The organism is Pelosinus sp. IPA-1 (assembly GCF_030269905.1).
GTDB lineage: Bacteria > Bacillota > Negativicutes > DSM-13327 > DSM-13327 > Pelosinus.
The window spans coordinates 344,441-367,955 of the sequence record NZ_BSVC01000003.1 but is presented as its reverse complement, the minus strand read 5'-3'; the positions used below and the strand labels follow the sequence as shown (position 1 = coordinate 367,955).

The 23,515-nt window shown below is 41.2% G+C and carries 20 protein-coding genes; 5 read left to right on the top strand and 15 right to left on the bottom strand.

Translation table 11 applies throughout. The features are described 5' to 3' along the window. Window positions 1–3: 3 nt before the first annotated feature. From QSJ81_RS08455 to QSJ81_RS08445, 3 genes are read left to right on the top strand one after another with little or no spacing between them, the layout of a single operon-like run. On the top strand, window positions 4–1,632 hold the full coding sequence (locus tag QSJ81_RS08455; RefSeq protein WP_285716974.1) for a PucR family transcriptional regulator: 1,629 nt from the start codon (window positions 4–6) through the stop codon (window positions 1,630–1,632). Continuing rightward, window positions 1,625–2,485, top strand: a complete 861-nt coding sequence (locus tag QSJ81_RS08450; RefSeq protein WP_285716973.1) for an alpha/beta hydrolase — start codon at window positions 1,625–1,627, stop codon at window positions 2,483–2,485. Before QSJ81_RS08455 ends, QSJ81_RS08450 begins: the two co-directional genes overlap by 8 nt. Then, complete coding sequence (locus QSJ81_RS08445) at window positions 2,482–4,098, top strand: PucR family transcriptional regulator (RefSeq protein WP_285716972.1); 1,617 nt, start codon at window positions 2,482–2,484, stop codon at window positions 4,096–4,098. Before QSJ81_RS08450 ends, QSJ81_RS08445 begins: the two co-directional genes overlap by 4 nt. Window positions 4,099–4,153: 55 nt before the next feature. Here QSJ81_RS08445 and allD read toward each other — a convergent pair whose 3' ends face one another. Next, a complete protein-coding gene (gene allD / locus QSJ81_RS08440) occupies window positions 4,154–5,218 on the bottom strand; it encodes an ureidoglycolate dehydrogenase (protein WP_285717205.1) in 1,065 nt (354 codons plus the stop codon). 272 nt (window positions 5,219–5,490) lie between these two features. Here allD and QSJ81_RS08435 point away from each other — a divergent pair, with 272 nt between their 5' ends. Beyond that, complete coding sequence (locus QSJ81_RS08435) at window positions 5,491–7,119, top strand: PucR family transcriptional regulator (RefSeq protein WP_285716971.1); 1,629 nt, start codon at window positions 5,491–5,493, stop codon at window positions 7,117–7,119. 33 nt (window positions 7,120–7,152) lie between these two features. On the opposite strand, the gene QSJ81_RS08430 is transcribed toward QSJ81_RS08435, so the two are convergent. Together QSJ81_RS08430 and QSJ81_RS08425 are read right to left on the bottom strand one after the other, a co-directional pair. Then, window positions 7,153–8,424 carry an MFS transporter gene (locus tag QSJ81_RS08430; protein ID WP_285716970.1) on the bottom strand — a complete coding sequence of 424 codons (1,272 nt, stop codon included), beginning with the start codon at window positions 8,422–8,424 and terminating at the stop codon, window positions 7,153–7,155. Window positions 8,425–8,945: 521 nt separating this feature from the next. Beyond that, entirely contained in the window at window positions 8,946–9,449 is a 504-nt protein-coding gene (locus QSJ81_RS08425) for a CBO0543 family protein (protein ID WP_285716969.1), read from the bottom strand. A 231-nt stretch (window positions 9,450–9,680) separates the two neighbouring features. Between QSJ81_RS08425 and nifJ the strand changes: the two genes are divergently transcribed. Beyond that, window positions 9,681–13,205: a pyruvate:ferredoxin (flavodoxin) oxidoreductase gene (gene nifJ, locus QSJ81_RS08420; protein ID WP_285716968.1), complete on the top strand. Its 3,525-nt coding sequence runs from the start codon at window positions 9,681–9,683 to the stop codon at window positions 13,203–13,205. A 147-nt stretch (window positions 13,206–13,352) separates the two neighbouring features. Here the strand turns inward: nifJ and QSJ81_RS08415 are convergent, their stop codons facing one another. The 12 genes from QSJ81_RS08415 to QSJ81_RS08360 form a co-directional block, all read right to left on the bottom strand. Beyond that, on the bottom strand, window positions 13,353–13,526 hold the full coding sequence (locus QSJ81_RS08415) for a CDIF630_02480 family spore surface protein (protein WP_285716967.1): 174 nt from the start codon (window positions 13,524–13,526) through the stop codon (window positions 13,353–13,355). A 266-nt stretch (window positions 13,527–13,792) separates the two neighbouring features. Continuing rightward, a complete protein-coding gene (locus tag QSJ81_RS08410; protein ID WP_285716966.1) occupies window positions 13,793–14,056 on the bottom strand; it encodes a hypothetical protein in 264 nt (87 codons plus the stop codon). A 334-nt stretch (window positions 14,057–14,390) separates the two neighbouring features. Further along, entirely contained in the window at window positions 14,391–14,858 is a 468-nt protein-coding gene (locus tag QSJ81_RS08405) for an FMN-binding protein (RefSeq protein ID WP_285716965.1), read from the bottom strand. 18 nt (window positions 14,859–14,876) lie between these two features. After that, window positions 14,877–15,539 (bottom strand): ABC transporter ATP-binding protein, encoded by a 663-nt coding sequence (locus tag QSJ81_RS08400; protein WP_285716964.1) that lies wholly within the window; start codon window positions 15,537–15,539, stop codon window positions 14,877–14,879. Between the two features lie 14 nt (window positions 15,540–15,553). Then, a complete protein-coding gene (locus tag QSJ81_RS08395; protein WP_285716963.1) occupies window positions 15,554–16,684 on the bottom strand; it encodes an ABC transporter permease in 1,131 nt (376 codons plus the stop codon). Window positions 16,685–16,691: 7 nt separating this feature from the next. Continuing rightward, entirely contained in the window at window positions 16,692–17,978 is a 1,287-nt protein-coding gene (locus QSJ81_RS08390) for an ABC transporter permease (protein WP_285716962.1), read from the bottom strand. Window positions 17,979–17,991: 13 nt separating this feature from the next. Then, entirely contained in the window at window positions 17,992–19,251 is a 1,260-nt protein-coding gene (locus QSJ81_RS08385; RefSeq protein WP_285716961.1) for a Fe-S-containing protein, read from the bottom strand. A 299-nt stretch (window positions 19,252–19,550) separates the two neighbouring features. Beyond that, entirely contained in the window at window positions 19,551–20,108 is a 558-nt protein-coding gene (locus QSJ81_RS08380) for an iron transporter (RefSeq protein ID WP_285716960.1), read from the bottom strand. Further along, a complete protein-coding gene (locus QSJ81_RS08375; RefSeq protein ID WP_285716959.1) occupies window positions 20,105–21,295 on the bottom strand; it encodes an FTR1 family iron permease in 1,191 nt (396 codons plus the stop codon). Before QSJ81_RS08375 ends, QSJ81_RS08380 begins: the two co-directional genes overlap by 4 nt. Window positions 21,296–21,555: 260 nt before the next feature. Beyond that, entirely contained in the window at window positions 21,556–22,191 is a 636-nt protein-coding gene (locus QSJ81_RS08370; protein WP_285716958.1) for a TonB family protein, read from the bottom strand. Between the two features lie 6 nt (window positions 22,192–22,197). After that, the gene (locus QSJ81_RS08365; protein ID WP_285716957.1) at window positions 22,198–22,608 is read right to left on the bottom strand and encodes an ExbD/TolR family protein; all 411 of its coding nucleotides are present in this window, start codon (window positions 22,606–22,608) and stop codon (window positions 22,198–22,200) included. Beyond that, the gene (locus QSJ81_RS08360) at window positions 22,595–23,236 is read right to left on the bottom strand and encodes a MotA/TolQ/ExbB proton channel family protein (RefSeq protein WP_502929645.1); all 642 of its coding nucleotides are present in this window, start codon (window positions 23,234–23,236) and stop codon (window positions 22,595–22,597) included. Before QSJ81_RS08360 ends, QSJ81_RS08365 begins: the two co-directional genes overlap by 14 nt. Window positions 23,237–23,515 lie beyond the last annotated feature (279 nt).

The window sequence follows — 23,515 nt, the reverse complement described above, 5'->3', positions numbered from 1 at the left end:
AATTTGAACATCAAAGACATACTAAAAATGCCATCCCTTTATGGGACAAAATTAATAGCCGGCAAAAATGGAATCTTAAATGAAATACATGGTGTCAACGTACTTGAGGCAACTGACATAGCAAATTGGGGGCGTTCTGGAGAGGTTATCCTTACCAGTTTTTTTGCTCTGCAAAATTTGAGCGATAGTGAATTGGACGTATTTTTTGAAAAACTCCATAACATAGGCATTAGTGCGGTTATAATTAAGATCGATAGACTGGTTACCCAGATACCAACTAAAATAATCGAGCTTTGCGACAACTATTTAATCCCGTTAATCCAGATTAGTAAGGATGTAAAATATGAATCTATCATTCTCGAGATATTAGGGCCAATAATAAATAAAAATATGAACCTCTTGAATAAGTATTACGAAGTACATAGCGAGCTAACCAGCCTTGCGATGAAAATGCCGTCAATGAACAAGATACTATGTGAATTTAAAAAAATGATACTGCGTGATGTAAGCCTTATTAATTCTGCAAAGGGAACTGAAATCAGCACAAACCCTGAACTTTGCGACGTGACAGTAATAGATACAAGTGAAGTTTCAACTGAGAAGTACGTGCATTTCAAGTATGAGCGTAAAAAAGTAGTCTATAATGGCACTAATCCAAAGATAGCCGGCGAACAGATTAGAGTCCGTATACCCCATCTCGTATATGATGACTACGAACTAGTTATCCACGAACTGCCGGATAAAATTAGTTCAGAAGATTTTATGGTAATAGAAAACGCAGTAAAATTTTTACAGATGGAACTATTAAAAAACTATATAATCTCGCAAAATCTATTTCAACAAAAAAATAACATCATAGGCGACCTATTAAATGATAGACTCTACGCGGAAAAAGACATAGATGAGGTATTGGAATCCCTTAATATAAATAGACATAAGCACTACCAAGTGATTCTCATAAAGCTGTATCAACGAGACGAAAAAAGAAATGTGGGCAAAAATCTCATGCCCCAAACTCTAAGGCAGATTAGAATCAAATTTAAATCCAGTTTCAAAGATATAATTTTCCTGGAAAAATTGGATATAGTGGTGTTTATACTTAATTTTAGCGATAATCAAAATAGCCTTAATGCAGACTCTATTGAAAAAATAATGAATTCTCTGGTTGAAAATGGCCTGTTTAAAGAGTTCTATTACTATGTAAGTATCAGCTCAAAAGTAGAAAAATTGGACATTCCAAAAGCAAACAGAGAAGTTTTGGACACGCTAAAAGTACTAATGTTATTCTACAATTCGAATAAAATATTGCCCTATGAGGAGCTAGGAATTTACAAACTATTCTTAGATTCAAACAGTCTGGACGATCTTAGAAAGTTCATATCTCCCAGAATAGCTAATTTCAGACACAAGTATCCCCTACTATTCGAGACTCTAAAAACCTTTCTAGACACAAATCAAAACTATATCCTCACCTCTGAAAAGCTGTTTCTTCACCCAAAGACTGTGAGGTATAGAATTGACAAGATAAAAAATCTGCTGGACATAGATTTTATGAACCCGGAGGAACTACTTCAAATTCAAATAGCCTCAAGGCTGTTTAAACTGATTGACGGGGGGAAAATTAATGAATAAACCGGAAATTTTCAGCTTTGTGACAGAAGAAAATATCAAATTGAATGTGAATTTGCATAGGGCAAAAAATAATAGAAAAAACATAACGATACTATATTTTCATGGCGGCGGACTGCTTTATGGAGTGAGAGACGACCTGCCGGAAATTTATATAAATAATTTTTTAAACGCAGGGTATGATTTTTTGGCGCTAGATTATCCATTAGCACCGGAATCAAAACTGGACATGATTTTAAAATCAGCCTTCGAAATGCTTTTCTTCTATTTGAAAAATCTGGACAAGGTATTTAAATTAAAAAATAATAAATATGTGCTATTTGGGAGGTCGGCAGGAGCCTATCTCTCTTTTATGATGTGTGATATGTTAATTAAAAATCAAGCCTTAATGCCAATGGCAATCATAAGCCTGTATGGATATGCGAGGCTTGACGAAGTTCAATTTAACACACCAAATAAATATTATAACAAGTTAGCCAGCGTACCGGATGAAAGCATAGAAAAAATTATCTCGGATAGCCCGGTGACATATGGCCCAATGAATTTGAGATTTTCCCTCTATATAAAGGCAAGACAGGAAGGAACGTGGATAAAGCACCTCTGTGGAAAAGAAGATCCAACAAAATACTCATTAGATGACGAAAAACTTAAAGCTTTCCCGCCGACAATATTGGTAGCGGCAACCCTAGACCCAGATGTGCCATATAGAATGACAAAGACACTACGTAAGCTAATACCAAACTCACACCTTATAACAATCTACAGAGAAGCCCACGACTTCGATAGAGATGTAAACGATGAGTCAGGAAGATTGACATATGAAGAAATAATAAAATGGCTGGAAGATAAAATATGATTTCTATTGCAGAACTTTTAAAAAACCCGCCCTTCTCTCAAATGACCGTTTTGAACCAAGCCGCCGATTTGTCCCGCAAGGTGGACAGCGCCGATATATCAGAAACGCCGGACATTACATCCTTTATCAAACCCCATACCCTGCTGATTACAACCGGCATGGCCTTTAAAAAGGATTCGGCCGGCTTCTGCCGGATGATTGAGGAATTAAACTGTCTCCCCATTGCTGGAATCTGCGTGAAGCTGGGCCGGTTTATCGACAAACTGGATCCCTCTATTCTCGAAACCGCCGAAAAGCTTCATTTTCCCCTGCTTCAGATTCCTGCTTCCTGGACGCTGGGAATAACCTGCCATCAACTCCTCTCCTACCTCTGGAATGTAGAAAATCAACAGCTTCTAAATGCTCTGAAAATTCAGCGGGAGTATTCCCAGATGCTGATAAAAGACACTCCTATTTCTGCTCTCCTTGCCCATCTGAGCCGTACAGTCCGGCAGGTGGTGTTTTTGACCGACCCTTTTGGGGAAATAATAGAAACCTCTCTTCCTAGAGCCGCGAAAACGATGGAGATGAAGCTGACAATGGCCGCCATAAAAGGAAATGGTAAACTTAGAAGCTCTCCTGCCGAGTCTACTCCCTCCTCCCTGTATATTCAGGCTTCCCGCCCGTTTACCGCATGGATGTTTCCCGTTTGGGCCGCTTCTGTCCATCCCCATCTGCTTATTGTGCTGGAAGAGGAAAAAATTCCTTATCCCTTCTCTTATCTTGTAATTGAACAGACTGCCGCTGCCATCGCTTTTTCCCTTTACAAAAATCAAAAACTCAAAGAATTACACAGGAGAATACGGGAGGATTTTTTACGGCGGCTGACCCACAACACCAGCAATACCGACACCACAGTTTTTCTGGAACAGGGGGCCGACCTTGGTTTGGTTTCCTCCGATTATTACAGGTTCCTGATTGTGGGGATCGATGACTTACTGGAGGAGAACAATCCTGTACGGTCAGATCTCTATTCCCTTGTATATGACTGGCTAGAGCGGCATGTAACAATTTTCGAGGAAAATGCCATTTTATTTTCCTGCCAGAAAAGCGAAACAATAATGATACTCTTGCAAAATCCTGTGGAAAATCTGAAAAGTGCCCTTGCTTTCATCAGAGAGCAAATGACTGCATTTCTCTCTGTTTCCATTTCCTGTGCTGCAGGGAATCCGGTTACTTCTCTCCATTCTCTGCCATTCTCGCGCATTGAGGCAGAAGAAATTTACTACCAATGCAGAGCGGAGGGCAGGAAAGCTTTTTTCCGTACCTATTATTCTCAAGGCGTTTCGGAACTTTTGCGCTTTGTTCCCCAGGAACATGCTCGCCATTTCTGCACCTGCATTTTAAAATCTCTGGCTTACCCAGAGCAGGAAGCTCAGGTAATTCTCCGCCAGACGCTTCAGACCTACTTGGATTGTCAGGGCGATATTGCCGAAACGGCCCGAGTGCTCTATATCCACCGCAACACTGTAAAATACCGGATAGCGAGACTAAATGATTTATTGGATACGCCTCTCTCCAATCCAGATTTTTCTTTACAGCTGCGTCTTGCACTACTGCTTTCCAAATTATAGTAATAAGAAAAAGGATCTCAACATCAGTTGAGACCCTTTGCTTATTACTTTTCTTTTAATCTAATGTATCCGATGCAAAAGCACTTTTCCCCTCATAGCGGTTGTAATGGATGTCATCACTGACAAGATAATCATAGATTTCCTTTACAATGGGAATTCCACTCTTTTCATATTCTTTTGCCTTCTTTTCTGAAGATTCACCTGGAACCAGTACCTTATCAAAACCCAAAGCCGGGCGGAGCTCATGAATCTCATCCACCATTTTACTCACGTTGTTTTTAAATGTATCAATAGATGTAAAATAATCGGGGTTTATTACCAGATGAATCTGTCCCAGTTCACGTCCGGCAGAAAGATCGGCGTACATGGAGCTTACATGCTTTCCGAATGGAATGCCGAGCAATGAGCCGCACAAAATATCGACCATCATCATGAGGCCATAGCCTTTGGAACCTGCAATAGCCAGAAGACCGCCAACAGCAAATGGATCAGTGGTAGGATGTCCATTTTTATCTACCGCCCATGTTTCAGGGATTGACTTGTTTTTGGCTCTGGCGTCCAAAACCTTTCCCCAAGCTCCTACTGTAGTAGCCATATCAAATACAATTGGAGAACGGCCTGCACAAGGAGCGGCAAAGCCGATAGGGTTTGTTCCAAAGTATGGATCTGCTGATCCATAAGGCACCACCATAGGGTCGGACTGGCACATGGACATGACGATCATATTTTCGTCGGTAGCCATTCTGAGAAAATAAGAAAGGGTGCCGCAATGCCCGAGCTCACGCATGCCGACAAAACCGATTCCAGTTTCCTTAGCAAGCTTTATTGCTTCAATCATACCGTTTTTTGCTACAACCATTCCTACTGCGTTGTCCCCTTCGTAAATACCTGTGCTGGGTCCTGTTTTCCTAAAGGAGAAATTAGGCTTTGCATTGCTGCCTCCCTTGGATATCCGTTCCGAATAGTATTCCACACGCACAGCTCCATGGGAATGCACACCTCTGCTATCTGCATAGCTCAAGTGGTTGGCAACTTCCTGTGCATGATCCTCGGGCAAACCAGCCTTCATCACTTTATTCTTAATCAACTGATGCAATTCTTCCTTGTTTACCAACACCATTTCCTGGCTACTCATAATAAATAACACCCCTTTTATTCTATTTCCATCTGAATTTTTCTAGATGCTTTACGTTTATTGTACTTTTCTTTTCCCTTATTTTCATCATCCATACAGGATAATTTGTCCGACTTGATTTGTCTGTTTTGAACAAATCAATTAAACTTCTCTAACACCTTACGTGGATGGCTTGAAAATTGCTCAATCCGTAAAGGAACTTAGCATAATTAGTCGAATAGTGACTAAAACTCTAAATACAGAAAGTCGAGGTGCCTATGAAAATCCAAGATGTTTTACAACTGTTTCAAGAACAATCGATATCGCTAGTTGCAGGTGCCAATGGGCTGGACAACATAGTTGAGTCTGTAAATATAATGGATTCTCCCGACATTGAAAACTGGGCTAAGGCTGGGGATTTGATTTTAACAACCGCTTATACCATTAAAGATAATCCCCTTTTGCAAGAACAGCTACTTAAGCAACTCAAGGCATGTGGTTGTGCTGGCCTTGGTATTAAAACTAAACGATTTTTACCAGAAATCCCTCAGAAAATGCTTGATATAGCAAATTACTTAGACTTTCCAATATTAGAACTTCCCTTACATTTATCTTTATCTGAAATCATGAATCCGATCATCAGTAATATCGTAAATCGCCAATCCGTACTATTGCAACGCTCTAATGAAATTTATAAATCAATGACAACTGTAGCTATGAGTGGTGACGGATTGCCTGCAATTATTAACTGTTTAGGTAAAATCACGCAATGCCCTGTTGCTTGCTATGACGTAAATGGCATGTTAATTAATCACTGGCTACCAGCTAATATCCCTGGACAGGATACAAATATCCTTGTATCTCTAAAAAAACTCTTGCTTTGCCCTCAACCCACTAGCAGCTTTTCAGACAAAAATTCCTACGTCCAATCCATTACAGTTGGAAGTCACTCCTATCTGAAAATGTCGGGTAAGATTTTATCCAGCAATGAAATTTTTGGATATATAACGATACTTCAAAGATCCAGCGCTTTCTCTGATATTAATTTAGTAGCGATAGAACATGCCTGTACAGTTGCTACCTTGGAATTTTTGAAACAAAAGGCCGTAACCGAAAGTCACAAGTTATACTCCCGAGACATCCTGGAATATCTACTATTCAGCGATCTTAGCCAACCCAATTCTAGCGAAATTATTGATACTTCCAAGCTAACCCAAGCCAAAGTTTATAAATGCTTAATTATTGAACCCGATACTGCAGAAAATGAATACACCCTACCTACTCTCTCTGTCAGACTATATGAAATCACTCAACAAATCATTGCTGCAAGATATTCATTGTCCTTAGTATCCGAGCGGGCAGGGAAAATTATTGTTTTATTAGCATCTATCAATAATTTTAATCAAGAAAATGAAATGTATGAAAAACTACAACAATCCTTTGCCAACATTAATCCACTTAGAAAGGTATCCATTGGTATCGGTACTCCAGAGCTAGACATTCGCGCTGTGCGCCAAAGTTTCCATAATGCATTAGCTTGCCTGAAACTTGGTCGCCTACTTAAAGGCCCTGGAAACACAACACATCCTTATGACATTGCAGGCTATTCCATTCTCCTTGCTGACAAGGAGACAACACATATTCTCACTCAACTTTATAATCCGATTATTGATAAACTAGAAAAATCTGACCAAAACCAAGGCACAGAATTTCTTAAAACACTAGAAAAATATCTAGAATTTGATAAAAGCCTTGCTGCCACAGCTAAAGAACTCTATGTTCACCGAAATACCTTAGCAAATCGACTCGAGCGAATTGCTGACATAAGTGGACTGGACCTAGAAAATAGAGAACAGCTTTTTTGCTTGAGACTAGCTCTTAGAAGAAGAAAAGTTTTAAAAGAGTAATTATTTTTTCTTCCTATAACTAGAAAGACCACACTATTTCAGTGCCTCTATTTTCACAGTAAAAGCGACGACAGCGGATCCGATGGCCGCAATAGCCAAAAAAGCAAATGCCATGTCAAAAGATCCTTTATTCAAGTCAATCAGATGTCCCATAGCAAAAGGAGAGACAAGCCCTGCTATTTGCCCACCTAGATTAACCATTCCCGAACCCGCTCCCATAATATCCGCTGGAATTGAATCAACAACAAGCCCCCAAAATGCAGCATAAGCCAAAAACATAAACAACGCGGCAACACTTTGATAAACAATCACCATATTCGATGCGGCGACACTGAAAGTCATATATATAAAAAAGGCTGCCATTAACGAACTTGGTATAAATAACCATTTTCTATTTCCCTTAAAACAGTCTGATAAGTAACCACCGACCAGCATTCCTATTGTTCCAATGAAAAAAGGAAGCGACCCATAAAAGCCTGTCTTAAGTAATGAAAACCCCCGTACTTCCATCAAATAAGAAGGTAGCCATGATATAAATCCCCAAAATGTAATATCAAATAAAAACCAAATTAATAGCATTTGCCACAAAACCGGTTTTTGCAAAAACTCTTTAAATGTTATTTTCTGATAGCTAATATTCGAGTTAGAAACATCTGGAGATACTAAATTTAGCTCAGATAATTCTTCCGGTGTAATATGAGGGTGCTCAGCAGGGTTGTCCTTAATGTAAAACCAAATCGCCAATCCAATTACTAAACCAGGTATACCCAAAGTAATAAAAACCATATTCCAGCCAAAGGCAGCAATGATTCCAGCCGCAACTAACGAAGCAACTGCCGGTCCTAATGCATTGACAGAACCTTGAATGGCCGTTGCGGTTGCTCTTTCCTTCGGCGGAAAATACATTGCTATTGTTTTGAAAGACGATCCTGGAAAACAACCTTCACCTATACCAAAAACAAATCGGCATATCAACATCAACGGATAAGAAAGAACCATACCCGTGAGACTTGTAAAAACGGACCACCATACTATAGCAAAAGCCATTACCCTTCTCGGACCAAATTTATCAGCTAACATCCCGCCAGGTATTTGAAATATTGCATAGCCTGCAAAAAAAGTGCTGAGGATCATCCCTTGTGATGCAGCATTCAACTGGAATTCTCTCCCAATGAATGGTAAAGCAATACTAACTACCATTCTATCTAAAAAAGAAAATAGCCATCCCACCCAAAGTATACTTAAAACGGTATAACGTGCCTTCCAATGAAATCCCAGGCTGCCCCTAGCCGAATTTTTAAACATAGTACTCCCCCTAATTTTCAGTATAAAATTATTCCATACTAAAATTCATAATATTTCGACTAAATCACTTAAAATAAAAAAGCATCCCACCATCCATCGATTTTTCTAACTACGATGCCATCATCATCACATAATGTTACGTCCCCTACCCTCAACCCTTGCATTTTGGTGACGTCACTGTTAACCTTCCATTATTTTATTTAAAGTATATCTTGATGAGCATTTCTTCGTCTAGAGCATATTCTTTTAAATATCAAGTTACAAATGTGCATATTGCCCAATCATTTTTCTCTTGTTTATAGAACTTATACAGTTGATGTTAGATAATACCAATACATAGCTCTGATGGACTTTTTAGCAAAATAGCAATACAGCCAGTTTCTCTCCATAAATCATTTGCCTTCATCAAAATATAATAAAGCAGACTACTCCTCCTTACACTACAAGGATATAGTCTACTTTTAGCCATTAAAGATGATATAGTTCTTTGCATCACATAAACGGTGCAGAATTAAGTTTTACTATTTAACAAGCTCAATGGGTACGCGAAATAAGTAAAGGAGTAATGCAAGACCGCCAAACAAAATACATAAGGCCAGCAATGGCCTTTTTTGATGTAATTGGAATGTGGGAAACATAATCATGTAAAATAGGAAAGACCAAGTTAACGACCACCCGTTTAGATGGATAAAATTACCCGTTTTAATGGCAAACCATTCCAAGAAAGTGTATAGACTCGCCCAAAACAATATGTACAGGCACTGGGCAACTAGCGCTTTAGGATAATTAGATAAATAAAGGATGACCCCACAAGAATACATGACAATAACGACAAATAACTCATGGAACAAGTGCGGCAGGCCTGGCGTGAAATATAGCCATAAAGGTTGCTGATAAAAAAGAGAAAAAGCTAAGATATCGCCAAACCCATAGAACAGTATCGTTGGATAGTAGCGTTGCCAATTTCGCCAATCACCCCATTTATAGGTGGCGACTATATATAGGATTGCAAAAATTAAATTCATTAGCATTTCTTTCACCCATAGTTATTATTACTTTTTGAGTGTATACTATCCACCGCAAACATTCTTAGTTAATAATAATGAGAGACGACCTGCTGACCTGCTATCACATCAATTCCTCATCTATACAAAGATTTCACAAAATCCGTCCCCTAAGTGCAAATCACATGTATGAAGATCGGTAAACTTCAAATACTAAACAGCAGATATTCTTTTAACAAAGGTGGCTCTATTATGGCAAAAAAAATGAAAACAATGGATGGCAATCAGGCGGCTGCTGAGGCCTCTTACGCCCTTACCGAGGTTGCAATCATTTTCCCGATTACACCCTCATCGCCGATGGCTGAAGGAGTTGATGAAGCATCAGCTCACGGTAAAAAGAACTTGTTTGACCAACCTGTAAAAGTTGTAGAGATGCAATCTGAGGCGGGTGCCTCCGGAGCAGTTCACGGTTCACTTCAGGCAGGAGCTCTTACAACAACCTATACTGCTTCCCAAGGGTTACTCTTAATGATTCCTGAAATGTATAAAATGGCAGGTAATCTGGTACCAGCAGTTTTTCATGTAACCGCCCGTGCCCTAGCATCTCATGCCTTGTCAATTTTCGGTGATCACCAAGATATTAATGCCTGCCGTCAAACTGGTTTTACCTTACTTTGTTCTAACGATGTCCAAGAAGCGATGGATCTTGGCTACATTGCCCATCTTTCCGCAATCAAGTCTAGGGTACCATTCTTACATTTCTTTGACGGATTTAGAACATCTCATGAAATCCAGAAAATTGAAGTAACACCCGCTGATGCGATTGCGAAACTTGTCGATCATAAAGCAATTGAAGAATTTAGAAACCGGGCCTTAAATCCCGAACACCCTGTATTAAGGGGCACTGCGGAAAACCCAGATATTTATTTCCAAAATCGGGAGGCATCTAATCCTTTTATTGAAGCCATTCCTGATATTGTGGAAAACTACTTCCAAGAATTTAAGAAAATTACGGGGCGTGAATACCATCCCTTCGAGTATTATGGGGATGCTGAAGCCGAGAATATAATCGTGGCCATGGGCTCAGTTTGCAACACAACGGAAGAAACGATTGATTACCTGCAGGCAAAAGGCGAAAAGGTTGGACTTCTCAAAGTTCACTTATACCGCCCGTTTTCCAAGAAATATTTCTTTTCAGTTTTACCAAAGTCTGTAAAGAAGATTGCTGTCCTGGACCGCACCAAAGAACCTGGAGCAACTGGTGAACCGCTCTATCTTGATGTGCTTCAGATGTTTAATAATGAGACCGTTAAACCAGTGGTAGTTGGCGGGAGATACGGCCTTGGATCTAAAGATACCACACCCAGCCACATCCTTGCTGTTTATGAGAATCTGAAACAAAGCCAACCTAAAGATGGCTTCACAGTTGGAATCGTTGACGATGTCACCCATACCTCACTGCCGATAAAAGAGTCGGTAGATACTACTCCGGAAGGCACGATAAGTTGTAAATTCTGGGGTCTTGGATCTGATGGTACTGTTGGCGCCAATAAAACAGCGATCAAAATTATCGGTGACAATACCGACCTTTATGCACAGGGATACTTTGAATACGACAGTAAGAAATCCGGCGGTACAACAATATCTCATTTACGCTTTGGCAAAAAACCAATTAAATCTTCCTATTTAGTATCCGATGCTGACTATATTGCCTGCCACAACCGGTCATTCATTTATCATTACCACCTGCTCAAAGGGCTTAAGAAGAATGGTAGCTTTGTACTTAACTGCCCCTGGACGCCAGAAGAACTGGAAGAACATCTACCAGCCCTCTTGAAACGCTATATCGCGAAAAATAATATCAACTTCTATACCATAGATGCCATATCCATTGCCGAAGAAATTGGTCTCGGTGGCCGCATTAATATGGTCATGCAGGCAGCTTTCTTTAAACTAGCGAACGTCATACCCGTCGAAGAAGCCATTAGGTACCTAAAGGATTCCATCGAAAAAATGTATGGAAAAAAAGGCGCTAATATTGTTGAGATGAACCAAAGGGCTGTTGACCGCGGCGTCGATGGATTGCACCAGGTTAAAGTTCCTGCCTCCTGGGCTGATGCAAAAGATGAAGATTTGCCCGTAAAAGATGAACCTGATTTCGTTAAAAACATTCAACGTCCCATGGCCAGCCACGATGGAGACGACCTTCCGGTCAGCGCCTTTGTCGGCATGGAGGATGGAACACATCCTCTTGGCACAACAAAATACGAAAAAAGAGGAATTGCCGTTTATCTTCCTGAATGGCAAATTGATAAATGTATTCAATGTAATCAATGTGCCTATGTATGTCCCCATGCGACTGTTCGAACTTTCCTATTGGATGATGAAGAACGGGCAAAAGCTCCTGATACTTTTAAGACTACGGAACCAAGAAACAAGAAACTCCAAGGATATCATTACCGTATTCAAGTTGCTCCCCTTGATTGTACCGGATGCGGTAACTGCGCCGATATCTGTCCGGCACCGGGAAAAGCGCTTGTTATGAAGCCGGCCGACCATGAAATTGAGATGGAATCAGAAAACTGGGAATTTGCTATGAAGGTAACGGAAAAATCCGGTTTAATGGAGAAAAATACACTCTTTGGCAGCCAGCTTGCCAAACCTCTCCTTGAATTTAACGGCGCTTGCCCCGGCTGCGGAGAAACTCCCTATATCAGACTTCTCACACAATTATATGGCGAGCGTATGCTGATCGCCAACGCTACAGGCTGTTCTTCGATCTGGGGCGGCAGTTCTCCCTCCATTCCTTATACAACAAATGCTGACGGAAAAGGACCAGCCTGGATGAATCCGCTCTTCGAAGATAATGCCGAATTCGGCTACGGTATGTACCTCGGCTCAAAACAAATTCGCGAAAAACTTGCCGATCTCATGCACCAAGGGTTAAAAAGTTCGATCAGCGAAAACGTAAAGCAGTCCTTCCAGGAATGGCTTGACAATATGGACAATGGTGCGGGGTCTAGAAAAGCTGCAGACCGCGTAATTGAAGAGTTGAAAAAGGAAACCGTATCCGGCAACCCAATTCTATCAGAGATTATGGCCCGAAAAGATTATCTCGTGAAACCTTCCGTTTGGATTCTCGGCGGAGATGGCTTTGCTTACGACATTGGTTATAACGGATTGGACCATGTCATCGCCAGTGGAGACGATGTAAACATTTTTATTATGGACACAGAGGTTTATTCTAACACAGGCGGTCAAGCTTCAAAGGCTACGCCGACAGCAGCTATTGCCAAGTTCGCGGCAGCCGGGAAGAAAGTTCGCAAAAAGGATCTCGGGCTTATGGCTACAACATACGGCTATGTCTATGTCGCCCAAATTGCCATGGGGGCCAATATGAATCAAACCCTCAAAGCCATTACTGAGGCAGAAAGTTACAAAGGCCCCTCTCTCATTATTGCCTATGCTTCTTGCGTAAACCATGGGATTAAAACCGGTATGGGCACGAGTATGTTTCAGATGAAAAAAGCCGTTGAAGCAGGATATTGGCATCTATGGCGTCATGATCCCCGTCTTAAAGAGCAAGGCAAAAATCCTTTCATGCTGGATTCTAAAGAACCGACAGCCTCCTTCCAAGATTTCTTAAAGGGCGAAATTCGCTACTCATCACTTAAGACGACCTTCCCAGAAATTGCGGATGGGATGTTTGCAGCTGCAGAAAAACATGCCCAGGAAAAATATCGTACCCTAAAGCGTATCGCAGAAATGCAGTATTAAGAAAAGACTTGGCTTACGCCAAGTTCTCGGACGCAGGCAGAAGCCTTAGTCGTTCTTACTTGGAATCAAGAAAGTGTTATACTTTCTGGTTCCGTAAAAAATCAGGGTGTCTCAATATTTGAGACACCCTGATTTTACTTTAAAAAGTTACGACAAGGAGTTTGTATTTACCCATTCCCTAGCCTCAATCACGGACTCTTCACTGGGAATCGGAACATTTGACTCAGGCTTCGTACTTTCGATATGCCCACGCCAAGCCGCGGTTTCATGCCGCTCGATGGAATTTGCTAAGAACTTTTCTTTTGAACGATTTTCAGTCATAATAAATACCTCCTTTTAATCCTTCTATTAGTATTTTCTAAGTTTGAAATTTTATTAGGAAGGTATCAATTTATCTAGTTTTCTTAACGTATTTCTTGTACTTGTAGTCATCTTAAAACGTATAAAACACAAAGGTCGCGAAGAAGCACGAAGAACACAGAGGGATATATATTTATTTCAATGTCCTTCAAATTCTTCATGTCTGCGTATTTAAAATGATTTTCTCAATAGGCACAAGGAGTGTGTTTAACGTTTCTTATACTTGTTCACGGTAAAACTTTCGGCTTGTCAAAAAACGTTTGCAAACTATTTGTATCTGTATTAGTTGGCCTCATTAACTCCGCCTCAATAAACATTCTCTTCATTTCCAGTTGTATTAATTGTGCATTCCCAGAAATGTTTGCCGTGATTAGTCTTTGCAAACTATCCCCGCACACATAAGGCAACACTTCAGCAATAAAATATTTCTTAGCTGCTTCCGTGTTTATCATACCTTGCTTATTCGGTGTAAACTTAGAAAAATCAATCAAGTTACTATCTATTACATATCACTCTCCATTTTATTGTTCCTTGGAACAAAAATAGGGGGATTGTCTACAATCCTTTGTTACTAATATACACATTTATTATTATAAAATTATTTAGTATTTAAGAATTTCATAAAAAAACCTAATATAAATTAAACTTTATATAAGAAAAGACTTGGCTTGTGCCAAGTCCTCGGACGCAGGCAGAAGCCTTAGTCGTTCTTACTTGGAATCAAGAAAGTGCTATACTTTCTGATTCCGTAACAAAAGACTCAACAAGCAGTACTGTTCTGCTCGTTGAGTCTTTTTTTCAATTAAGCCTAATAGGAAACCAACCTCAATGGGCCTGATCCAAAGCTTTGTGCCCTGCTTCAGTAAACTGTTTATAGGAAAGAGTTGCCCCAGATACAGAGTCTACCTTATCAAGATTTTGTGTTTCTATCAGCCTAGGTCCATAGCTCATGGCCCCCTTTAATCCTTGCTGGGCCTTCTTGTAGAATTCAGGGTTTTCTATTTTACCATTTGTTTTTCCATAATCGGCATCCTTGACTTTACCGTCTTTCTGAATCCCCTTATAATCAGCCTGAGTGATCTTACCCTCTTTGATCGTTAGCGTAATCTCACCTATTGCTCCCCGTTCATCAGGACTACTTTTTGCCGTATATGTTCCGTCCTTATAGGCTCCAGTATGAGCACTGGCATGATTGGTATGACCCGAATGATCTTCGGCAGTTTTTTGACCACAGCCAGTAAGTAAACTTACTGTTAGGGCACCGATCATCAGCAATATATATTTTCTTTTCATGGCCTTCTCCTCCTGTCCTTAGCGATTCTGTTTGAAACTAGCAATTTTCCCATGTTCCAAGACGATGCAGCGCTGAGCCTGATCCGCAACTTCCGGATCGTGGGTGACCATAATAATCGTATGCCCTTCTTCATGCAGCTCTCGGAAAAGACTCATGACAATATTGGCATTCACCTCATCCAAATTACCAGTTGGCTCATCTGCTAAGATCAGCATAGGATAATTAATTAAGGCACGAGCGATACACACACGCTGCTGCTCTCCACCAGAAAGCTGACTTGGCAAATGGCTAGCCCTCTCTTTGAGTCCCACCCGTTCTAATGCCGCCAACGCTTCCGTCTCATCAGGCATACTGTGATAATATTGTGCTACCATAATATTTTCTAGCGCCGTTAAATAAGGAACCAGATGAAACTGCTGAAAAACTAGACCGATTTTGTCGCGACGTACCATAGTAAGATTGCGTGCACTAACATCAGAAAAATCAACCCCATCTAACACAATAGAACCGCTAGATGCTTTATCCATACATCCAATAATATTCATTAAGGTTGTCTTACCGGAACCAGAAGGTCCCATGAGTGCCAGCCACTCACCTTTCTGTACCGTTAAATCAATCTTTTGCAGGGCCTTCACACTTCCATAGATCATCGAAACATCCTGTAACTCTAGTAAACTCACTATAATTAACCTCCTTATTCGCCCCTGAGCACAATTGCTGGTTCAACATCTGTCGCAATCTTTACTGGCACAAGACAAGCCAAGCCAGTGACTGTAATCGATACAACTAAGGCAAGTAGTGCAATCAAAGGCTGGAATGAAATTCCTCTGCCAAATACATTAACACTCACCGCCTGGGCAAAAAAGAAACCTAAAACTGTTCCCATTAAGCCACCTAACGCCCCCAGTGCCAAGCCTTCCCCTAAAAATTCTAATATTATACTGCGATTTTCTGCACCTAACGCTTTTTTCAAACCAATCTCTTTACGACGTTCCGTCACTACAGCCATCATCGTCGTTGCCACACAAATCAGTGTTAACAATAAAACTACGATAGTAACTAGGTAAACCAAAGCTTGTAACTTACCTAGCACAGTCTGTTCCGACTGTGTTACCTGCTTCACCAAACGTGGCAGCACACTAGGAACTTGCTCCCCTATGGCTTGCGTCAAATCGTTCAATTCTGTTTCATTGGCCGTTACGCTAGTTTGTGCAACACTGATTCTGCCTTCTTTATGAAGCATCTGTTGTAATAAGGAAAGATCAAGAAATACAAAATTTTCTTCCGAGCCACCAGTTCGAACAATACCAGCAACCTTTACCTTCTTTTCCGCTTCATTGCCAGCCGCCGACAGGGTCACCATCTGCCCTGGTTCTACCTGTAACCGCTCGGCTACCTCAGAACCAAGAACAATCTCCTCTGACTTTTCCTCCGGCCAAGCACCCCGGATCTGCCAATAAGGACTTACCTTCTTTACCGCTTGAAAACGAGTACCTGCAGCCAATAAAGGCTGCTCATTCACCTTAATGCGATCATAAAGATAAGGGGCAATACCAATCAGTTTTTCTGCTGGCACCAAATTAGTGGCTTTATCGATTTCAGCCTCTGTCAGTATCTGTTGATCACCAGCTGGTAATAATAGCAGATTGGCACCATAGGAACGAAACTCCCTGCCCATTTGGCGAGGGACATCATAATAAATTGTAACAAGTCCTGATACAACTGTTGCACCAATCGCTACCGCCAATAATGCGATCAACATCCGAGAGCGACGGCGAAGCAAGGCATGCCAAATCATTTTGAAGTACATAGACTGTTTTGTCATTTTTTTATCACCTGCCATGAAGTACTGCTGCCGGACGCAGCGATAAGAGCATTCGTATAGCTGGAAGACTACCGACCAAAGTAATTAAGATAACAGATACCACTACCCACGGAATGACCATGAGATTAATGGCAACAGCGGAACCAAAAACATTTTGGCCAATAATCTGTGCAAATCCTAGGCCAATAAAGTAACCTGCTACGCCGCCAGCAAGGCCCGTCATCATGATTTCAGCAAGGGTCAGTAATAATACATCCCTATCCGTCGCGCCTAGGGCCTTTAGCAAACCGAATTCACGACTGCGTTCCATAACATTGGCTGTCAGCAAATTAGAAATGCCTAAGGCAGATCCAGCTAAACTAAGTATTGTAATTAATAACATTAATAACTGTGTTTTTTGCAAAATCGCTCCTTCGGATTCAGCTACTTGGCGAACAGGTTTAGCCCTAGAGCCATCTACAGCTTCTTCAATCTGATAAGAAATCGAACTTACATAAGCGGTACAATACCAAGTTTCCCATTCTTTTAGGGAAAGACTTTTGGGATCATGAGCTGCTTTACGAGCCAGTTCATTTTCTGGCGTGGTAATGGCACTGACTTCTATTTTTCCGACTTTTCCCTGTAGCTTCAATGCCTGTTGAATATAAGGCAAGGTGACAAAGATTTGTTCGTCCTCTGGACCGCCACTATTAAAAATCCCCTGCACTATCAGTTTTTCTCGTGAACCACCAGGTACTGCCATTTCAATTGTATCCCCTAAGTGAATACCTAACTTACCTGCTAATACAGAGCCAACCATAGCACCATTGACGTCATTATCGTCAATCCAGTTGCCTTCAACAGTCCACCAGGATTTTAACTGTTTAATGCCAGTTTCCACTATCTCACCTGTAGGCAGATCTAAACGTCGATTAAACCATGTTCCTACCATAGTTACATTCGTGTTACTTGATCCAACGCCCACCTGCGCTTCCAACGATGGCGCAAAGCCCACAATATTATTAGACCAAAAGATAGTCTTTAACTTACCAACGTCATTTTCTTGCAAATACTGTCCGGCTCCCCCGGAACCACTTTCTAGTCCATAAATCTCTCGTAATACGGAAGCTGCCCTAGGAGTCACTACAATATTTGCCCCATATGCTTTTAATTCTCGATTGACTTTATCACCGACATCTAGCATCACATTAAGCATGGCTGTAGTCAGCGAAACGCCTAATGCAATGGTAACAGCTACCATTAACATTTTTCGGCCCTGCCTGACAAGAGCGCCTTTCAGCATCTGCCAAAACATAATTCATCCTCCCTTACTTAAACCGGTCCTTCTCTTTTTCCAAACCAGCCGCTTCTACCATGATTTTTCCCTCAGCTACTTTGTACTCAACTGGAATTGGATTACAACCCCCTTTGAAACCAATGGTCGCTGTATTCATCACCACATCACAAAGAGCGCAGACAACCTGATTATCCCGTTCAAAATAGCCTGTTGCCCCGCAAATTTCGCAAGCATCAAACCCTACGCCATAAGCAGAACCGCTCTTTTTAATGACAATAAACCGTACAATTTCACCAGTCGAGGACTGATAGGAAAAGCGATGTAGATGCCCATCTGAAACTTGTTCCAAGGGAATTAGCACTTGTCCTTGTTCTGCTACTACAGGTACAGCCGGAACAATTTCGGCCTTTTCGTCAGCGTAACTTTTGCCAGCTGTCGAGAAAAGAAATACAACCAGTAAACTTAAAGTTACAACTGCACCCCATCGCAATTTTTTGCGCAACCCAATCAAAATCTTTCGGTACTGGGCCGGGTTGAGCCCTTCCTCTCTCTCAGGCTTACGCTGTAAAAACAAAGCGACAGGTAACAATAGAGTGGCAGCAAGCAAGACATATAAAAACCAGGCTTGATGATTGATAATAGGCCCCATAATTGACATGATCCCTTTAATGACTAACAGTTTCCTCGCCATCATAATCTGAATAAGTATAACTAGTTGTTTTGTCATGATAACTGCGAGTTGCAGGGCAAGAATACTTGTAATCTTCTTAGGCATTAAAACCTTTGCTGCCTGAAAGACAGCTAGACCAGTCAACCATGTCAAGAACAATCCCAGTAAAAACCCGCTGATTTGCAGGAGAAAGTCCATGCTGGCCGGATCCGTTGCCGAGACAAATAAATTAATGGGGAAAAGAATAACTTCAAGACCGTGATACAAAAGTAAGGTGGCAACAACAAGACAGGCTGCCCCGCCTAGCAATTTATCCTTCCCAAGAGAAAGTCCTCGTCTTATATTCCAGAAAAAAAGACCCAACAGCAAGGTTTCGCCAAAAAGTCCGGCAACAAGAACCATACCTTCAAATACTTCCCGCTTCACAGCTTTTGAGCCTAATTTGGCAGTTGCAATGAAGGCAGCGCCCAGCAATCCCCAGACGATTCCTCGCCATATCCACTTCTTTATTTTTCCCTGCTGCTCCTTACTGGCTAAGGCGAGTAGCATTGCCAGAGGAATAACAGCCATGACCGCATTTTGCATTGCTGGTATGAGATTTTGTAGTACAATTTGCAGCATATTGCTCTCCTTTTTTCAATTTACCTAAAACATTAGGCACAAGCCCAGATTATCCTGGCTTCCACAATTCCGTGATGGGATATCCTACAAAAATAAAAAAACCGCTAGGGCGTCCTTTTTGAACCACAGAGACACAGAGGACACAGAGAAAAGAATATATAGGTTTATAAAATCCCCCTCATCGTACTCTGCGCCTCTGCGGTTCAATCATTATTCTTTCCCATGCTACCACCAAAGAACTTATACTTTCCTATATAGTGAAAAAGCCCGGGAAAATCATCCCGGGCCGCCATTTTTACTTACCAACTTCTTGGAACATAGTCAAAGTTCCAATGAAGAGTAATGGGTTTATCCCAGAAACGACCTTCAACACCTGTTTCTTTATCAACATGTAACATGTAGTTTTGACGAGTTGGGGATTCAATAGTAAACGCTACATCATATGTACCGGCGCCTTTCATCTTCACATTTGCCCCGTAGTGAGGGCCGTCACTAGCATTCATCGGCATAAGGTTGCCTTCAATGACTTTGCCAGTGCCTTTTTGTGTTAATTTATAATGCACCGTTAAGAAAGGAATCCATTCACCAACGCCAAATCCTGTCGTGTTGCCTTCGATAGCAGCAATATCCGTCTCAAGATGAATGTCAGATTGCGCAGGTGTCAAACCCATTCCCGCTGGTTCCATAGGCACGGGTTGAAAATAAACAACCGCCACTTTAATTCCTGCTTCAGGTACTTCGATATCATCACCTATAGGGTACTCCTGAAAACCAGCCGCGAAGCATTGACCTGCAGATACAGCCACCGTTAAAAATGCAGCAAAAACCATAGATAAGAATTTTCTTTTATTATTCATGATACGACCTCCCTATTATTTTTCTTTTTTTGATAAATAAAATTGCTAAGAACTATTATTATGAGAACGAGTTGTGGCAACATCGATTCTACGGTCGGATAAACTCCAAGTAGTGCAATGGTTGGACTTCCTTCTAGCCTTGTCATCCCGATTACTCCAGCTTCCTGCAACTCTTTTATACCACCGCCAGCAAAGCTAATTGCTAGTATACACATCAAGATACTAGTCCCCTGAAAAAATGGCTTTGTTGGAATCCTCAAACTACCATAACGAACTAAGGCAAACACTACTGCCAAAGCGATACTTCCCGCAGCAAACCCTAACCAAATCATATGCATATTGTCACCCGCATTATTAAATAGCGCTTGGTAGAACAATACAACCTCGGCTCCTTCTCGGTACACAGCTAGAAATGCCGCCGCTCCCAGTGACAACGTATTACCACTGCTCAAAGAATTTTGTACCTTACCTTCGATGTAGTTATTCCATGATTTTGCATCCGCTTTACTTCCCATCCAATAACTTACGGAGAAAAGAACCGCCACTGCCACCAGCATTGTTGCGCCTTCCATGATTTCTTGGTTTGCGCCGCTCAAACTGACAACGGAGCGAAAGAGAACGGCTGTAATAAAGCTAGCCACCACAGCTGCCCCAGAATAGTAGTAAACCGTCTGTGTTTTATGACCATTCCCTGACTTAATCAGATACGCTATGATAGCGCCAATCACTAAGATGGCTTCTGCACCTTCGCGCAGGAGAATCAGAAAAGCAGGCCAGAAACTTTCCCAAGAATCTTGTTGTTTACTGCCGCCACCCATCTTTACAACGTCTTCACGCATCATGGCGATCATCTCGTCAATTTCTTTTTTGACTTGAGTATCAGGCGCTTGGTTGGTCATCAGCTTTTTGACCACGCTAAACTTGTACTCTGTCAGATTTGCTCTTTTACTAGATACAGTTGTATTGACCGTCTTTTCAAAGCCGTCTTTTTCATAAATCCCGTAATAAGCATCATTGACTAGTTTCTTGGCTGCCGCTGTGTCTCCACTTTTGTACACAGCAAGAGACTGGTTCATTGTTTTTTCAATGCGGTCGACTACACCACTCCATTGTGATGCTGCCGAAGCCATGCTTTGACCAATTAGTAACATGAATACCGCCAGAAAAACCAAAACCGATTTACGCACATACTCACCTCCTTTCATCTATTTCCTTCGCTTCACTAATTGATAATAAAAATTATTCTCAATTAGTGAAGCGAAAAATCCTACTGTAAATAGAATCTAACAATCTTTAACCACAAAATTGCGAAATTACCAATTAGCACAAATATCAAAATGAGTCCTAAATATTTTTAGTTATTGGGAATCATTATCACTATCAAAGAATAATACAAGTTACTCTCATTGTCAACATGTGGAAACCATATTTTTTTTTCAGATTCAAACTACTTTGGCGTAAAAGGGATGGACAATATAGTAGAGCAAACGATTGGACGCCCTTCTCGATCTTTCGCCGGTTCAAATCGCCATTTCTTCGCGGCAGCTATAGCTGCGTCATTTATACTTTTTTGTCCTGAGGAAACAGCTACATCCACCTTACCGGGCATACCATTTTCCATGATTCTCATTCTGAGCACCACAACAATTTTTCGACCAATTTGATCTATCTCAGGTGGATTCACAGCATCGGCCCGCACTAATACAATGGGTGGTGTCCCCATCGCACTGTGTTTGCTGCTCACAATAGCTGTCGTTTCCTTTTCTAAGGCGATTTCCTTAATAGGCACTGGCTCTTTATTCGCTATATCATCAATGACAACAGGCGGCGGTTCTGTTATTATCGGCTCTTCAGTCGTTGGTAGTGCTTCCGGCTCAGGTTTACTTGGTAATACACTTTCTGGCTCAGACTCTGACGAATCATCATCAGGTAAGGCAGCCATCATATCTAGCTCAATAACTTGTTCATCAGGGGGCGGTGGAAGAGTTTGCACAACCGTCATGTAACCAACTGCCACACCTAAAAAAATGTGCAAAAAAACCGACAGTGCAATCGCTTTGCGCCAACGGACCGTATAAGACATGATTTCCTACCTCACTTTCCGTTCCGTCGCTATCGATATTCGACGAGCGCCCGCGGCCTTTAGTTCATCTAATGCAGCGACTACTTTTTCATACTCCGTCTGCTTATCAGCCCTTAGCACAAATACATTCTCGGGCTGCTGCAACAAGGCGGTTTTAGCCCTCTTTCCAAGCAAGGTTAAAGGAATTGTTTCCTGATCAAACATAACATTACCATCCTGCATAACGGTAATGGCTGTGTTATGCTGCATATCCTGCAAGGACGCGGCGGCTTGGGGTAAATTTACGGGAATTGTCCGTTGTTCCACCATAGATAAAGTACTCATCATAAAAAATACTAACAAAAAGAAAATGATATCAATCATCGGGATAATCATTAATTGCGGTTGATTGTCTAGCCGTAAATTACGCAATTTCATGTGTTTCCCTCTTCATCTTCCCATTTACTGGGGTCCGTAAATAAGTAAGGACCATAGCAATCCCTTGTTCCACATCGGTGATCAATCCATCCAATCGCTGAGAAAAATAAGTATGAGAAACTAAGGCCATCACTGCGACAGTCAGCCCTGTGGCCGTTGCCACCAGTGCCTCTCCGACACCACCAGTAATTGCCATTGGCTGCCCAGCTTGAATATTAAATACACTGAAAGAATTAATCATGCCAACCACTGTTCCTAATAGTCCAAGTAGCGGCGCCAATGTAACAATCGCGCTCAAATAATTGAGATTTTCACGTAAACGGGCAGCAGCCAACATGGCGGCACTTTCCATAGCAGTATCCATACTGCTTCCCCGTTTATACGCATATAACCCTTGAGCTGTTACGTTTCCTACAACTGCCTTTGTATTTTCACACAGCAGCACAGCATCCTCAACACACTGGCTCTCTAGTAGTGGCTGTAGATTAACCTGGAACTTCTGCATATTTAAAGCAGCATGTCGGTAATATAAAAAACGTTCCACTGTAATAGCTACTACACCCAAGGAGCACATTACGAGAAAATACATAACTGGTCCGCCTTTATAGAACAAATTGATACTTTGCATTAACAATTCCGTCACTCTCTCTGCACCTCCAAGCTATTTTTTCTACCGATTGTCTGTAGGGTCATCACTTCCTTATGTAATGATTATAATAATCATTATCAACGTAATCATTATAATTATCCACCCATTTTTTGTCAAGCTTACTTTTACTTATATTAAGTTTTCTAAATCACCCATTTTAAATCTAGTATTTTTCATTAATGTAATTGATATTAATTATCAATTATCACCAACAACTACACAAGTCGGGCCATAACCTTTGTCGTAAACATAAAGAAG